The 16,245-nt window shown below is 59.3% G+C and carries 13 protein-coding genes; 12 read left to right on the top strand and 1 reads right to left on the bottom strand.

Annotated features, from left to right (window positions below):
- Positions 1 to 78: 78 nt before the first annotated feature.
- Positions 79 to 639 carry a nitroreductase family protein gene (locus AC1ME2_RS16820; RefSeq protein ID WP_480435419.1) on the bottom strand — a complete coding sequence of 187 codons (561 nt, stop codon included), beginning with the start codon at positions 637 to 639 and terminating at the stop codon, positions 79 to 81.
- Positions 640 to 1,102: 463 nt separating this feature from the next.
- On the opposite strand from AC1ME2_RS16820, the gene AC1ME2_RS16815 reads away from it, so the two are divergent.
- The 12 genes from AC1ME2_RS16815 (at position 1,103) to AC1ME2_RS16760 (ending at position 16,101) form a co-directional block, all read left to right on the top strand.
- On the top strand, positions 1,103 to 2,851 hold the full coding sequence (locus tag AC1ME2_RS16815) for a PAS domain-containing sensor histidine kinase (protein WP_480435418.1): 1,749 nt from the start codon (positions 1,103 to 1,105) through the stop codon (positions 2,849 to 2,851).
- Positions 2,836 to 3,249 carry a response regulator gene (locus AC1ME2_RS16810; RefSeq protein WP_480435417.1) on the top strand — a complete coding sequence of 138 codons (414 nt, stop codon included), beginning with the start codon at positions 2,836 to 2,838 and terminating at the stop codon, positions 3,247 to 3,249. The genes AC1ME2_RS16815 and AC1ME2_RS16810 overlap by 16 nt, the downstream gene beginning before the upstream one ends.
- Positions 3,246 to 5,393 (top strand): putative bifunctional diguanylate cyclase/phosphodiesterase, encoded by a 2,148-nt coding sequence (locus tag AC1ME2_RS16805; protein ID WP_480435416.1) that lies wholly within the window; start codon positions 3,246 to 3,248, stop codon positions 5,391 to 5,393. The genes AC1ME2_RS16810 and AC1ME2_RS16805 overlap by 4 nt, the downstream gene beginning before the upstream one ends.
- A 536-nt stretch (positions 5,394 to 5,929) precedes the next feature.
- Positions 5,930 to 7,078 (top strand): FMNH2-dependent alkanesulfonate monooxygenase, encoded by a 1,149-nt coding sequence (gene ssuD / locus AC1ME2_RS16800; protein WP_480435415.1) that lies wholly within the window; start codon positions 5,930 to 5,932, stop codon positions 7,076 to 7,078.
- Positions 7,075 to 7,920: an amidohydrolase family protein gene (locus tag AC1ME2_RS16795; RefSeq protein ID WP_480435414.1), complete on the top strand. Its 846-nt coding sequence runs from the start codon at positions 7,075 to 7,077 to the stop codon at positions 7,918 to 7,920. Before ssuD ends, AC1ME2_RS16795 begins: the two co-directional genes overlap by 4 nt.
- Positions 7,921 to 8,023: 103 nt before the next feature.
- Entirely contained in the window at positions 8,024 to 9,196 is a 1,173-nt protein-coding gene (locus tag AC1ME2_RS16790; protein WP_480435413.1) for an acyl-CoA dehydrogenase family protein, read from the top strand.
- Positions 9,197 to 9,933: 737 nt separating this feature from the next.
- A complete protein-coding gene (locus AC1ME2_RS16785; protein WP_480435412.1) occupies positions 9,934 to 11,361 on the top strand; it encodes an LLM class flavin-dependent oxidoreductase in 1,428 nt (475 codons plus the stop codon).
- Between the two features lie 31 nt (positions 11,362 to 11,392).
- The gene (locus AC1ME2_RS16780; RefSeq protein WP_480435411.1) at positions 11,393 to 12,634 is read left to right on the top strand and encodes an acyl-CoA dehydrogenase family protein; all 1,242 of its coding nucleotides are present in this window, start codon (positions 11,393 to 11,395) and stop codon (positions 12,632 to 12,634) included.
- Positions 12,635 to 12,932: 298 nt separating this feature from the next.
- Positions 12,933 to 13,535, top strand: coding sequence for an OmpW/AlkL family protein (locus AC1ME2_RS16775; RefSeq protein WP_480435410.1), 603 nt, complete (start codon positions 12,933 to 12,935; stop codon positions 13,533 to 13,535).
- Positions 13,536 to 13,546: 11 nt separating this feature from the next.
- A complete protein-coding gene (locus AC1ME2_RS16770) occupies positions 13,547 to 14,794 on the top strand; it encodes an SfnB family sulfur acquisition oxidoreductase (RefSeq protein ID WP_480435409.1) in 1,248 nt (415 codons plus the stop codon).
- 180 nt (positions 14,795 to 14,974) lie between these two features.
- Positions 14,975 to 15,217: an exodeoxyribonuclease VII small subunit gene (locus AC1ME2_RS16765; protein ID WP_297836734.1), complete on the top strand. Its 243-nt coding sequence runs from the start codon at positions 14,975 to 14,977 to the stop codon at positions 15,215 to 15,217.
- Positions 15,214 to 16,101, top strand: coding sequence for a polyprenyl synthetase family protein (locus AC1ME2_RS16760; protein ID WP_480435408.1), 888 nt, complete (start codon positions 15,214 to 15,216; stop codon positions 16,099 to 16,101). Before AC1ME2_RS16765 ends, AC1ME2_RS16760 begins: the two co-directional genes overlap by 4 nt.
- The last annotated feature ends 144 nt before the right edge of the window (positions 16,102 to 16,245 follow it).

Here is a 16,245-nt window from a genome sequence, read left to right as displayed (position 1 = left end):
TTCTGATTTCATCGCAATATTCAATAACTTCACCAGGCAAGTGCTCGCTTCAAGTGGCTTCGTAGTGCGTCGTCCTAGTCACCCAATCCAGTGGATCTCCGGCTCCTTGTGCTGAACGGGGACAGGCACGGATTTCGGATGGCCAACGATGATTGGCGCAACTGGCGCACATTCGGCGGGCAGTCCAAGTGCATTCTTGCCATCCGGAGTATTAAGAAAACTTTGGGCGAAACCAATCCAACAGGTGCCGAGTCCGTCAGCGTACGCGGCGAGCATCAGATTCTCGGCAGCCAATGCGCAGTCTTCGACGATCCACTGACCTTGCGTGCTCCCCGAGATCAAGATGAGTACCGGCGCATGGTAGAAGATCTGAAAATCGGGATCATTGAGCATCGAATGAAAGTGCTCGGACTGGGTCCTTACGGGCATCTTCGTGAGCATGTAGGCCTTCGCTTCGCGCGAGACTCGATCTAGCAGTCCTTGATCACGTATCACCGTGAACGTCCACGGCTGTTGGTTTACCGCGCTGGGCGCATGGACTGCGGCGTTGATCAATTGACGAATGATTTGTTCATCAACGGTTTCTGTCGTGTATTCCCGCGTCGAGCGGCGCCCGAAGATCGCCTCGTTGATATTCATGTTGGCAAGCCTTAACTATTATCGTTTCACAAAGTCGCCCGCCAACGACGACTCAATATTGATTTAGATCAAATTAAGGAGGGGGTTTCTTACCTAAATGGGTGTCCGGTTTCATTAGAGCGACGACAGTCGCAAGCGATCTTGATCACACAGCCAGCAGAGGTTTACACCTCGCGTATTTCCCGCGCCAACTTGATGTATATGCGCACCGTAGCCGGCAGGCTACAAACGCAAATCATTCAATACTTTCAGTTGCTTCAAAAAATCCACCGAGGCGCCCTCACCCGCGTATGAGTGACCCATAACACCTAACCCATTCGAATAAATGCTCGAAGGCCCGTGCCTTCTGCTATCTTCAGGGGACTTCATCTCCTCGTCGCCAGCATTTTTCGCGGCAATCTGTGAGCATGCTCTGTGGCGTAGCCTTTTGGTTCGCTGGTGTGATTGTTTACGGAAGAATCCAATGGACGAGAACGGTTCAGGCGATGGTGCACGACGGTTGCGCGCCGAAGGTATAGTCGAATCCCGTAGACAGGAGACCTTGCTCAAGACAGGCGCCCTGCAGGACGCTATTTTTAATAGCGCCTATTTCTCCAGTATCGCCACTGACGAAAAGGGTGTGATTCAGATTTTCAACGTCGGCGCTGAGCGCATGCTCGGCTATGAGGCGCTGGACGTCGTCAACCTGATCACCCCGGCCGATATCTCCGACCCTGCAGAGTTGATCGCGCGCGCGGCTGCGCTCAGCCTGGCGCTTGACACACCGATCACCCCGGGCTTCGAGGCCCTTGTATTCAAAGCGTCGCGGGGTATCGAGGACATTTACGAGCTGACCTACATCCGTAAGGATGGCAGTCGTTTCTCGGCCATCGTTTCGGTGACCGCTCTGCGCGATGCTCAAGACGACATCATTGGCTATCTATTGATTGGCACTGACAACACCGCACGCAAGCAGGAGGAGGCCGCCCAGGCATTGCTCGATCAGCGCTTGCGTGATCAGCAGTTCTACACGCGCTCCCTGATCGAATCCAATATCGATGCGCTGATGATGACCGATCCCCAAGGGATCATCTCCGACGTTAACCAACAGATGATGGCCCTCACTGGCCGCACCCGTGATGAACTGATCGGCGCGCCCTGCAAAAAATTCTTTACCGACCCGGTGCGCGCAGATGCAGCCATCCAGCGCGTACTCAGTGAGCACAAGGTCAGCGACTACGAACTGACCGTGCGTGCGCATAACGGCACGGAGACGGTGGTGTCTTACAACGCCGCCACGTTTCATGACCGCGACCGCAAGCTACAGGGGGTTTTCGCTGCCGCCCGCGACGTGACGGAGCGCAAACGCTTCGAGCGCACCCTGGAGGAAAAAAATATTGAGCTGGAACATGCCAGCCGCATGAAGTCCGAATTCCTGGCCACCATGTCGCACGAATTGCGCACGCCCTTGAACGCCATCATCGGATTTTCCGAGGCACTCAAGGATGGTCTGGGGGGCGAAATGAGCGAGACTCAGTTCGAATATGTCGGCGATATTTTCACCAGCGGCCAGCATTTGTTGTCGCTGATTAATGACATCCTCGACCTGTCAAAAGTTGAAGCGGGCATGATGGCTCTGGAATTGGAATCGGTTGATCTGCAGAGCCTGTTGGGCAATAGCTTGTCGATCGTCAGGGAAAAGGCCGCGGCCCAACGCATTCGCCTGGAACTGGAAACCGGCGAAGACTTTGGTGTGCTCGTGCTGGACCCGCGCAAGACCAAGCAAATCGTCTACAACTTGCTGGCCAATGCGGTCAAGTTCAGTGCCAACGGGGGCTGTGTAATCCTCTCCGCCCGCCGAGTCGATCGCGATGCCGTGGGGACGCTGGTTGGCGACTGGCCGGCGCACGGTTTCCCCCTCGCCGATAGCGAACATACGCAATTCCTTGAGCTCTGCGTGAGCGATACCGGCATCGGTATTTCCCAGGAGGACATGGCCAAGCTGTTCCAGGCATTCAGCCAGATCGACAGCAGCCTGGCACGAAAATTCGAGGGCACGGGACTGGGGCTGGCGATGGTCAAGCAGCTCGCCCAGCTACACGGCGGCAGCGTGGCGGTTGCCAGTCTGGTAGGGGCCGGCGCGCGCTTTGTGGTCTGGCTGCCATTACGTGGTTTGGGACAACCCCTGCGACAGCAGGACGCAAGGGTGAAAACTCCATGGCCCATGTACTAATCGTTGAAGACAATGCCGCCAACATGAAGCTGGCCAAGCTGCTACTCAGCAATGCGGGTCATACCGTGCTTTGCGCAGTCGACGCAGAAACGGGCCTGACACTCGCGCGCGACAAGCAGCCAGACTTGATCTTGATGGATATTCAGTTGCCCGGGATGGATGGGCTTGCCGCTACCGCCTTGCTAAAACAGGACCCTGCTACGGCCAAGATCCCCGTCATAGCACTGACGGCGATGGCCATGAAGGAGGACAAGGAAAAAAGCCAGATCGCCGGGTGCGACGGCTACATTGCCAAGCCTCTGCGCTACCGGGAACTGTACGCGGCGATCGACACGTTGTTGAGCAGCAGTGCGGGACTGAGCACCCCTCCCACGACTCAGCCCGGGCCAAACCCATGACCGGCTCGTCTGCAACTGTACTGATCGTCGACGACGACCCCCAGGTACGCAAACTGCTGGGACTGCTGTTGCAGCACGAGGGGTATCTGACCCGCACCGCCGTGAGTGGCGAAGAGGCGTTGGCCATGATCAAGCACGCCCCGCCAGACTTGATTCTGCTCGACGTCATGATGCCCGGAATGGATGGCTGTCAGGTCACCTGCCATCTCAAGGCCAACGCCGAGACCTCAGGTATTCCGATCATCATGCTCACTGCATTGAGCGACCGTAGTGCGCGTTTAGCTGCCCTGGAAGCGGGCGCCGAAGAATTCCTGAGCAAGCCCGTGGACCGATCTGAACTGTGGCTGCGGGTGCGTAATTTGCTGCGGCTCAAAACGTTCGGCGACTTGCTTCGCAGGCACAGCGCCAGGCTGGAAGATCAGGTACAGCAACGCACTGCAGACCTGCAGCAGTTTCGCACGGCGATGGACGTCACCGCGGACGCGATCACGCTCATCAATCGCAGCACCCTGCGCTTCGTCGAATTCAATGCCAGCGCCTGCGACATGCTCGGCTATAGCCGCGACGAACTGTTGCAGATGTGCCCCGGGGAATTGGACGGTTCCTCTACGGCGGATTTGCAGGTGCTGTATGACAGCATTATCGCTGGCCGGGATTCCAGCGAACTGACCGAAACCAAAATGCGGCGCAAAAACGGATCGCACGTGCAGGTCGAGATTCGCCGTCAAGCGTATCGATCGGGCGACGAATGGATCATCGTCGGGGTCGTGCGCGATATCACCGAGCGAAAAGAGGCCGATAAGCGCCTGCTACACATGGCCCATTACGATGCCCTCACCGGCCTGCCCAACCGCACCCTGTTTTATGCCACCCTGCAAATCATCCTCGCTCAAGCCGCAGATGAGGGGTGGCAAGTGGCGGTCCTGTTTATCGATCTGGACCGCTTCAAGAACGTCAACGACACCCTCGGGCACGCCATCGGCGACGAACTACTGCGCCAGCTCAGTAACCGTCTAGTGCAGTGCGTGCATATCCGGGACACCGTCGGACGGCTGGGAGGCGACGAGTTTGCGCTCATCCTGATGATGCAGGACGGCCAGAAAAGCGCGACCTCGGTGGTCAACAAAGTCCGCGAGGAACTGCGTGCGCCCTTCCATCTCAAGGGCCATGAAATCCTGGTGACGGCAAGCATCGGGATTGCCCTCTACCCAGATGATGACACCATCCCGGATACATTGATCAAATACGCCGACACCGCCATGTACCGGGCCAAGCAAGCCGGCCGCGACAGCTATAGATTCTTTACGGCCGAAATGAACACCGACGTATTGGCTCGCCTTGAGCTGGAAACAGCCCTGCGCAAAGCCGTGGAAAATGGAGAGTTCGTCCTGCACTATCAGCCCAAGGTCCGCCTGGGCGATGGACGTGTCTGCGGCCTGGAAGCATTGTTGCGCTGGCAGCGTCCCGGCCATGGTTTGATTTCACCCCTGGCCTTTATTTCGACACTGGAAGATACCGGGATGATCATCCGGGTCGGTAAATGGGTGATCGCCTCGGTTTGTCAGCAAATCGCTCAGTGGCAACGCTCGGGCATCGGCCCGATTCCAGTTTCAGTGAATGTTTCCGCCCGCCAATACCACGAAGACGAGCTGTGGACAGATGTCATCCGCGCACTCACGGACAACGGTGTTGCAGCGCACTTGCTGGAGCTGGAGTTGACCGAAAGCTCCCTTATGGTCAATACCGAACGCACCATCTCCAGCCTGCAGAAATTGCGCGATTTGGGCGTAAAGATATCGATCGATGACTTTGGCACCGGCTATTCGAGCCTGTCCTACCTGCGCCGGTTTCAAATCGACAAGCTGAAAATCGATATCTCCTTTATCCGTGAAGTAGCCGTCAATTCGGAAGACGCCGCCATTGTCCTGACCATCATCCACCTGGCCCATAGCCTGAAGCTGGACGTCATCGCCGAAGGCGTGGAAACCGACGAACAACTGGACTTTCTGCGGCGCCATGGCTGCGATCAGATTCAAGGCTACCTCTTCAGCCCACCGCTGGAACTGCATGCAATCGAGCAATTGCTGCGCAAGGAGAAACGCCTGACATTGCTGGACTCATGCACGTTGGGCCAGCCGTTGTAAGCAGGCTTTCGCGCGCTGTCAGAGGTTAGCGATAGCATTGCGAAAACGCCCCTCAAACAAACCTGTAACTAATTTAAAAATAAAGAATAAGTGTTATTTGGTTTTCAGCCAAACGCAGGTTCGTAGGAGCTGCCGAAGGCTGCGATCGCCCCGGGGTCGCGTCCGATGGAACCGGTCGCTCTCTTGAGACCGCTGAAGGTCGTGCCAACCTTATCGCAGCCTCCGGCAGCTCCTACATGACCCAGTTTGCTGTGCGACAGCCCCAGCCCTCAACTGTTGCTACGCAAACAGTCATCAAACACTTTACCCCCTACAGCAACAGCGCACCCTCTCCCCACAAAAACTAATCTTATATAAATCAGCAGGTTGAGATTCTGGCACACCACTTGCTATTTCTTGTCTGTCAGCCCGCTCCTCACAGACTTGCTCAAGCAAGCGCCCATAACAAAGCCGTACTCGCCCTGCGTTGCACGCCCCGTCGCCACTCACCTCGCCCGAGGCCAGTGACGCCTAACCCTGCAACGAGGATTGTGTTCATGAATCTCGATATTTTCTGGTTTCTACCCACCTCCGGCGACACCCGGTATTTGGGCAAGTCCGACAGCGGTCGCCCGGCCACCAACGAATACATGCGACAGATCGCTGTGGCCGCCGAGAACCTTGGCTATGACGGCCTATTGATCCCTACAGGCGCCAGCTGTCTGGATCCGTGGATCACCGCCGCCAGCCTGGTGCCTGTGACCCAGCGCATCAAACTGTTGGTGGCGCTGCGCACTTCGCTCGGCAACCCTACGGCATCTGCGCGCCAGGCCGCGACACTGGACCAGGCCTGCCACGGACGCTTGCTGCTCAACGTGGTACCCGGCGGTGACGCCACTGAATTAGCCGCTGACGGCATATTCCTCGATCACGACCAACGCTACGAAGCCGCCGACGAGTTCCTCACCGTCTGGCGCCAACTGCTCAGCGGCGACACCGTGGATTTCGCTGGCAAGCATGTGCGGGTGGAAGGTGCGCAGAACTTCTTCACGCCGGTCCAGCGCCCCCATCCGCCGTTGTATTTCGGCGGCTCCTCACCGGTAGCCCATGAACTGGCCGCCAAGCATGTCGATGCCTACCTGACCTGGGGCGAGCCGCCCGCCGCAGTGGCCGAAAAGATCGCCGACGTGCGTGCACGCGCAGAAAAATACGGCCGTACGGTGCACTTCGGCGTGCGCCTGCATGTGATCGTGCGCGAAACCAACGAGCAGGCGTGGGCCGCAGCCGAGGAACTGATCAGCCACCTCGACGACGACACCATCGCTGACGCGCAGCAGAACTACGCGAAGATGGACTCCGAAGGCCAACGGCGCATGGCCGCCCTGCATGGCGGGCAGCGTGACAAGCTGGAAGTGTCGCCTAACCTTTGGGCCGGTGTTGGCCTGGTACGCGGCGGCGCTGGCACCGCGCTGGTGGGTGATCCACAGACCGTCGCCGCACGCCTGCTGGAATACGCCGCCCTTGGCGTCGACCGTTTTGTCCTGTCCGGCTATCCCCATCTGGAAGAAGCCTTCCGCTTTGCTGAACTGGTGTTCCCGTTGCTGCCAGGCAAGCAGCCGGTCACCGTGAGCGATCAGGTATTGACCGGGGGAGCGTTCGACGTTCGCGCAGGCAAGAAACAAGCAAAAGATGAGGCAGCCGCATGAAAGTCATTGATATGCGCTGCCGGCCGGCGTACCTCCATGACTTCTTCGGCGCCACACCTGGCTCCCCGGAGTACGACACCGCGCGCTGGCTTAATCGCCGAGTGGGCACTCGCGGCAGCGATGAGCACTTCACCCGGTCGCATACGCCCGAGGGCTTCCTCGACGAAGTACGCGATGCGGGGCTGAGCAAGGCAGTGGTGGTCGGCCGCCACACCCCAAGCCAGCACCTGCCCAACGACTTGATTCACAGCATCGTTCATGGCCATGACGAGCTGCTCGGCATCGGGAGTATTGATCCCGCCCTGCAAGGTATTGGTGGCGCCATCACTGAAATCGACCGCGCGATCAATGTGCTCGGTCTGGCCGGCATCGACTTGGAGCCAGGCTTTGGTGCACCTGCTCGTCATCCCGACGATGCGCTTTATTGGCCGATCTACGAACATCTGCAACAGCGCGGTATTCCGCTGTTCCTGATGAGCGGCCCCACCACGCCAGACCCGGCTTTCAACAACCCCGGCCACTTGGCGAAAGTGGCCCAGGCGTTCCCGCAACTGTCCATCGTCTGCTACCACGGCTACTGGCCGAACGTGCAGCAGGCCATCGGCGTCGCCTTCCGCTACCCGAACATTTATCTGGTGCCGGACATGTACCTGTTCCAGCCCGGCAGCGAAGCCTATGTCCAGGCGGCCAACAGCTTCCTCGGCGACCAGTTGCTGTTTGGTTCGTCCTATCCGTTCCGGCCGATCCGCCAGTCCATCGACGACGCCCAGGCCCTCGGTTTCAACGGGGCAGTGCTGGATAAATTGCTCTATGGCAACGCGGCAAGGTTGTTCGGACTGTAACGTAATTTGGATGAACGCCGGGACAGGCACCCGCCTACACGCGGGACTGCCCGGCGCATAACCTCGGTGACGGCGTGCGCCCTAGCCAATCAAGGAGTCACCTGTGACCACCCCAAACGATCCCTTGCAGATCGCCCGTCGTCTGGCGGTCGGATTTGCCAAGACCGCTGCCGAACGCGACGAACGCGGCGGCACCCCCAAGGCCGAGCGCGACGCCCTGCGCGACAGCGGCTTGCTCGCCCTCAGTATTCCCCGCGAGTTCGGCGGCCTCGGTGCCAGTTGGAGCGAAGCCCTGAATATCGTTCGCGAGTTCGCCAAAGTCGACAGCTCCATCGCCCACGTCTTTGGCTTCCAGCACCTGATGCTGGCCACCGTGCGCCTGTTCGCCAGGCCAGATCAATGGCAACCCCTGCTGGAACAGACCGCCCGCAAGAACTGGTTCTGGGGTAACGCCCTCAATCCTCTGGACACCCGCACCGTGTCGACCCGTTTCGACGGCTGGCGCGAATTCTCGGGCACCAAGAGCTTCTGCTCTGGCTCCAGTGACTCCGACATGCTGATCGCCTCGGCGCTGGATGACGGCCTTGCTGGCAAGCTGCTGATTGCGGCCATTCCTACCAACCGTACCGGCATCACGCTGCACGGCGACTGGAACAACATGGGCCAACGTCAGACCGACAGCGGCAGCGCCAGCTTTGAACGCGTGCGAATCGAGGAGAACGAACTGCTCCTCGATCCAGGCCCGCTGAGCACTCACTTTTCCAGCCTGAGGCCGTTGCTGGCGCAACTGACCTTCGTCAACCTGTTCCTGGGGATCGCCGAAGGCGCCTTCGAACAGGCTCGAGATTATACGGTTAATGAGGCGCGGCCCTGGTTCAAGTCCGATGTCAGCAAAGCCGTTGACGACCCGTACGTGCTGGCCCACTACGGAGAGTTTTGGGCGGGGCTGGAAGCCGTTCGCGCACTGGCCGAACGGTCCAATACACGGTTCGACCACGCCTGGAATAAAGCCGAAAACCTGGAAGCAGAGGAACGCGCGCAGCTGGCCCTCGCCATCGGTAGCGCCAAAGTCTACGCCACGCGGATCGGCCTGGACGTGTGCAACCGCCTGTTCGAAGTCACCGGCGCCCGCGCGACCAACGCTTCGCGGCGCTTCGACCGCTACTGGCGCAACCTGCGCACTCAGACCCTGCACGACCCTGTGGACTATCGCATCCGCGAACTCGGCGAGTGGGCCTTGAAGCAGACACCGCCCACACCCAGTTTTTATTCCTGAGCCTTACCCCCCGCAGGGAATCAATGGCTTGGCCGGGCGTGCTGCCCGGCCTTCTCGCACAGTTAAGTTAATTCTTCCCCACCCCCATCAAACTGCTTTTTAATCTTTTAAAAACAATGTGTTGGCGCTGGTCTTGGTGTGTATATCCGGCATTTTTGTGTGCTGGAATTACGGTTTCGCTCTTACCGCGAGGAACCTTTTACAAACGCCGGAATGCCGGACCACAAAAAGGTACCCCAAAACGCTTGCCCCTCCATGCGGATCCTCGCTTAGGCGAGGATTTCCCTCGCTCCGGCGTTGCTCCGGGGGTCGCCGCAAGGGGCCTTGCCGTAATTCGATACTCAATTCACACAAAAACCCAAAGGCAGATCAAAATCCTGTGGGAGCAGGCTTGCCTGCGAAGGCGGCTCACCTGACACACCACCAACCACGACACACAAATCGCAACCCAGTTTGCTCCGCGACAGCGCAGCGTCGAAGACGCGGCGAGGCCTCTCAAGGCACTGTAAGCCCCCTCAACTCACCGCCCAAACAACCGGCGGACGCCACTGTTTAATATCGCTCAATCAAACAGCAAAGTGTTGCCAGGCAAACACTTGCTGACTCAACAAAACAGCCAGAGCCCTTGTATTACCTCGCTCTCCTGACTCGGCACGGACTGTGCAATCTCCCAGTAAACAATCGTTCAACGTGCCACGTGCGCTTAATGAACCTATCGAGTAAGGAGTTAACCGACTATGGCATCTCGCATTATCCTCAATGCATTCGAAATGACGTGTGTTAGCCACCAGGCCGCTGGCACATGGCGTCACCCGGAAAGCCAGGCGTGGAAATACAAAGACCTCGACTACTGGGTCGACCTGGCCAAGTTGCTCGAACGCGGTTATTTCGACGCCGTGTTTATCGCCGACGTTGTAGGTGTCTACGACGTCTATCGCGGCTCGGTGGAAACCTCGCTGATTGATGCCGATCAGGTGCCCGTGAACGACCCATTCTTTCAAGTGCCGGCCATGGCCACCGTGACCAAACACCTGGGTTTCGGTGTGACGTCCGCGCTGACCTATGAGCAACCGTATGCCTTGGCGCGCAAGTTCTCCACCCTCGACCACCTGACCAAAGGCCGCGTGGCCTGGAACGTGGTGACCTCCTACCTGAACAGCGCCGCAGTCAATCTCGGCCTCAAGCAGCAGATCTCCCACGACGAACGCTACGAAATTGCCGACGAGTTTCTCGATGTCACCTACAAATTGTGGGAGGGTTCCTGGGATGAAGACGCGGTACTGCGCGACCGTGAGAGAGGCATCTTCACCGACCCGACCAAGGTTCATCCCATCGATCACAAAGGTAAGTATTTCGACGTGCCCGGCATCCACCTGTCCGAGCCGTCGCCGCAACGCACGCCCGTGATTTTCCAGGCCGGCGCATCCACCCGTGGCCGTGCCTTTGCCGCCAAACATGCCGAAGGCGTGTTCATCAGCCCGGCCACTCCTGAACAAGCGCGTGAGGTCTCCGATGACATCCGTGACCGCGCCGTGGAGGCAGGTCGTACGCGCGACTCGGTGAAGGTATTTACGCTGCTCACGGTAATCACCGCCGAAAGTGATGAGGCTGCGCAGGCCAAGTACCAGGACTACCTGAGCTACAGCAATGGCGAAGGCATGCTGTCGTTCTACGGCGGCTGGACCGGCATCGACTTCTCCGAGTACGACCCAGACCAACCCCTGGAAGCCATCGACAACGACAGCATCCGCTCGGTATTGGAACTGCTCGCCACTGCCGACCCAGACCGCAAATGGACACCGCGCGACATCATCAAACACCGCAGCATTGGCGGCCTTGGCCCCGTGCTGGTGGGCGGCCCGAAAACCGTGGCCGATGAACTGGAGCGCTGGGTGGATGTCGGCGGTATCGACGGCTTCAACCTGGCCTACGCCATTACACCTGGGACGTTTGTGGACTTCGTCGAGTACATCGTCCCCGAATTGCAACGTCGGGGCCGTGTGCGTACCTCCTATGAAGGCAACACCCTGCGGGAAAACCTGCTCGACGGCGACTCGGCATACGCCGCAGCCGATCACCCTGCAGCTCAATATCGCGGTGCGTTCAAGGACAGGGCCAACGCCACCGACAAGACCAAACCATCCAAATTTTCCGACCTGAGCTGACGCGCAGTACCGTCCAAGAGGAGTTCAATCAATGTCTAGTCATCAACCTTTAACCCCCCTGTCCCTTGGCGCCGACTACGAGCAGCTCGCTGCGCGTTTCAGGCCGATTTTTGCGCGTATCGCCGAAGGTGCGGTGGAGCGCGAACGCAACCGCGTACTGCCCTTCGAGCAGGTCAAATGGCTGAAAGAGGCCGGTCTCGGCGCGGTCCGGATCCCGGTCGAATACGGTGGAGCCGGCGCCTCGCTGCCGCAACTGTTCCAGTTGCTGATCGAACTGGCCGAAGCCGACTCCAATCTGCCGCAGACGCTGCGTGGCCACTTGGCCTTTGTCGAGGATCGTCTCAACGCCCACGCCACTCACTCCCAGATCGTCTGGTTCAAACGCTTCGTCGCCGGTGAACTGGTCGGCAATGCCTGGACCGAGGTGGGCGGCGTGAAGATCGGCCAGGTCATTACTCGCGTCAGCCGCCAGGGTGAGCAGTGGGTGGTGAATGGCACCAAGTTCTACAGCACCGGCAGTCTTTTCGCCGACTGGATCGACGTGTATGCCCAGCGCGATGACAACGGCGCAGATGTGATCGCGGCTGTCAGGGTCCAGCAACCGGGCGTCCGTCAGAGCGACGACTGGGATGGCTTCGGTCAGCGCACGACCGGCAGCGGCACGTCGGTATTCGAGAACGCAGTGGTCGAAGAAGAGAACATCATCGATTTCTCTACCCGCTTCAAATACCAGACAGCGTTCTATCAATTGACGCTGCTGGCCGTACTGGTAGGGGCGGGGCGTGCCGCCGTGCGCGACATCGCCGAGGAAGTGCGCACGCGCACACGCATTTTCAGCACGGGCAACGCGTCGTCAGCCAGCGCAGATGCACAGGTCCAGCAGGTCGTGGGCAAGGCTTCGGCCCAGGTCTACGCCGCCGAAGCTGCCGCAATCCGTGCCGTGCACGCCTCACAGCGGGCCTACGTCGCACACTTCGGCAAGGACGAACACGCAGAGCGTGATGCCAACATCGCCGCAGAGCTGGAGTCTGCCCAGGCGCAAGTGGCAATCGCCGAACTGGTGCTACGCGCCACCAGCGACCTGTTCAACGCACTGGGCGCGTCGGCCACCAGCACCACCAAGCAACTCGACCGGCACTGGCGCAATGCCCGCACAGCGGCCTCGCACAATCCGCTGATCTACAAGGAGCGCATCATCGGCGACTGGGAAATCAACGGCACCGAGCCGCCCTACGTCTGGCAGATTGGGGGTGGCAGCAAGCAAACCGCCTGAAAAGTCTGATATCAACCCCCAAAAAGGCCAGCGCTTGCGTTGGCCTTTTTCTATTGTGCGCAGCAAAAAACCGACTGTCGGGCCAGCAACAGAACTTCATCAACACTGTCACTCGACAGACACTTGCGCTTAACCATATCCGAAATAAATCGTTTAAAAACAATATGTTAATACATGGCACGAAGCCTGCAAAAGGTCTTGTGCTGCCCTGCATACCGGATGTACGGACGTGGTGGAGCAAACCCTGTCGGCGTTCATAACACGCTGTCCGTTACACCTGGAAGCAAGGAAGTTCTTTATGCAGTATCGCAGGCTAAGACGTACAGCCCTTAGGGCCCTGTTATGTCTCGCGGCACCACTGGTCTACGCAGAAAGCCCATGGCAAGTGCGCGTAGGTATCAGCGACATTGTGCCGACCTCCGACCCCGGCAACATCTCGCCCGGCAAGATAAACATCGGCAGCTCTGTCGGCCCAACCTTCAACATCGATTACTACATTACCCCCCACTGGGCCGTCGACGTGCTGGGCGGTTTGCCGTTCAAGCACGACCTCAAGCTCAACGGAGACACTGTTGGAAGCACCCGCCACCTGCCACCGATTGTTTCGCTGCAGTACCACTTCCTGCCCGGCGCCAAAGTGCAGCCCTTCGTAGGCGTAGGCATCAATTACACCCACTTCCTCGACGAGCACCTGGACAGCGGCGCCAAACTTGAGCTCTCCGATTCATGGGGTCCAGCCTTCCAGGCGGGCGTGGATGTGGCCATCGACGAGCACTGGAGTGTGGGCACCGATGTGCGCTACGCGAAGATCAACAGCGACGTGAAAATCGCCGGCACCAAGGTCGGCAATGTCGATGTCGATCCCACTATCTACAGCCTCAACCTCGGCTACCGTTTCTAAAGGAAATCATCATGAGCGTACTACCCAACGCTGCGACTGACACTCAGAGCGATCCGTACCTGCAAATCCAGTCAAAAACACCCGCTACTCGCATCGGAAGCGAGGCCCAGGCCATCGATACCGCCAAGCGCCTGGCCGACCAGTTCGCCCAAGAAACCATCCAGCGCGACCGCGAACGCCGACTGCCATTCGCTGAACTGGACGCTTATTCGCAAAGCGGGCTGTGGAGCATCATCGTGCCCAAGCAGTACGGCGGCTTAGGGGCCAGTTACCGCACGGTGGCCGAAGTATTTAAACTAATCGCGGCCGCTGATGCCTCGCTCGGGCAGTTGCCTCAGAACCATTTCGCCATTCTCGTCCACATCGCACTGGACGGCACTGAGGAGCAGAAGCGCGTCTTCTTTGACCTCGCGCTGTCGGGTACTCGCTTCGGCAACGCCTTCTCCGAACGTGGCGGACGCAACGTTACAGAGTTCCAGACCAAAATCAGCGCAGAGAGCGACGACTTCATCGTCGAAGGGCAAAAGTTCTTCTCCACCGGGGCCTTGCTGGCGCACTGGATTCCTATTGTCGCGGTCAATGATGAAGGTTTGCCGCACCTGGCAATCGTCCCGCGCGATGCCTCAGGACTCAAGGTGGTCAATGACTGGTCCAGCTTCGGCCTGCGCACCACCGCAAGCGGCACGGTACTGATCGACAAGGTCCGCGTACCTGCCAGTCATGTGATCCCGATCTGGCGTGCATTTGCCAACCCCACCGCCGCCGGGCCGATCTCCCAGTTCCTCCAGGCAGCCATTGACGCCGGGCTGGCCCGCAGCGCCCTGGAAGACACCCTGAAATATGTGCGCAGCTTCACTCGGCCATGGATCGATTCCGGTCAGGAAAAGGCCACCGATGACCCGTATATCCTGCAACAAGTCGGCGATATCCAGGTTCGTCTGCACGCGGCAGAGGCGCTCCTCGATCTGGCTGCCGACGCCATCGACCATGCGCTGCTTGAACCGAGCGAAGACAGCGTCGCTTTAGCCTCGATCCGTACGGCGGAAGCCAAGATCCTCACCACCGAGGCCGCACTCCTGGCCAGCAACAAGTTGTTTGAACTGGCGGGCACCCGCGCCACGCTGGAGGAGTATGGCCTCGACCGTCATTGGCGCAACGCACGCACCCACACCCTGCACGACCCCGTACGCTGGAAGTTCCACGCGATCGGCAACTATGTACTGAATGACATCAAGCCGCCGCGTCATCCCTGGCTGTAAGCGTTACACCTCGTCGGCGCGATCGCGCTGGCGGGGTATCTCCCACGAAAAGGCCACCCCGAGCAGACGAGACGCGGCCCTTTGGCGTAGCGTTATGACCTCTGAGAAGCGTCCTTGATTTGCCCCAAAGCCCTCGCTCTGCTAGTGTCGCGCCGGTTAAACGTTACCGAGATAGCCGCCATGGCCCGCAAGAAAGCTGCACTGGATTTCGAACAGTCCCTCGCTGATCTGCAAACGCTGGTTGAGCGCCTGGAAAACGGCGAGCTGTCGCTGGAAGATTCGTTGACCGCCTTCGAACAAGGTATCCGCCTGACCCGCGACTGCCAGGGCGCGTTGGCGCAGGCCGAACAGAAGGTGCAGGTGCTGCTCGAGCGCGACGGCGAACTGGCTGAAGAGCCCTTCGACGCGGACCAGCCGGAATGATTGCCGCTTATCAGGCCCGCAGTCAGGCCCGCGTCAATGCGGCGCTCGACGGCCTGTTTCAGGCACCCAGCCCCGAATTGACCCGCCTCTATGCCGCCATGCGCTATAGCGTGATGAACGGCGGCAAACGCGTGCGCCCGCTGCTCGCCTATGCCGCCTGCGAAGCCTTGGGGGCCAACCCGGAGCGCGCCAATGGCGCGGCCTGCGCGGTGGAACTGATCCACGCGTACTCGCTGGTGCATGACGATTTGCCCGCGATGGACGATGACGACCTGCGCCGTGGCCAGCCCACCACCCATAAAGCCTTCGATGAAGCCTGCGCGATTCTGGCCGGTGACGGCCTGCAAAGCCTGGCGTTCAGTGTTTTGCTCGACCCCCTGTTGACCCCGCAAGATGCCGAAACCCGCTTGAGCATGGTCAGCGCGTTGGCCTTGGCCGCTGGCCCGGCGGGCATGGTGGGTGGTCAGGCCATCGATCTTGGCTCGGTGGGCCTCAAGCTCGATCAGGCTGCACTGGCCTTTATGCACCGGCATAAAACCGGTGCCTTGATCGAAGTCAGCGTCACACTCGGCGCCCTGGCCAGTGGCTACGCCAAAGAAGCCGAACTCAAAGCCCTGCAACACTATGCCCGGGCCATTGGTCTGGCTTTTCAGGTGCAGGACGACATTCTCGACGTCGAAAGCGATACCGCCACCCTAGGCAAACGCCAGGGCGCCGATATTGCCCGCGACAAGCCGACCTACCCGTCCCTGCTAGGCCTGGACTCTGCCAAAGGCTATGCCCTGGAACTGCGCGATCAGGCGCTGGATGCCCTGCGACCGTTCGACGCGGCGGCAGAGCCCTTGCGCGACCTTGCGCGTTATATCGTTGCACGCCGCAGCTAAAATACGCCGCAACAACGAGCTGACAGACAACGGTCAGGTCTGGAAAACGATGAGATTAACGCCACTGTCTGATCATCCTCTGCCGTGCTTCGTGGGCAGCTTGCGTTGCATCAGGTAAACTGCCGCCTCTTTTACTTATATCGA

The organism is Pseudomonas sp. ASL9 (genome assembly GCF_056680335.1).
This window is presented reverse-complemented; position numbering and strand designations above follow the sequence as displayed.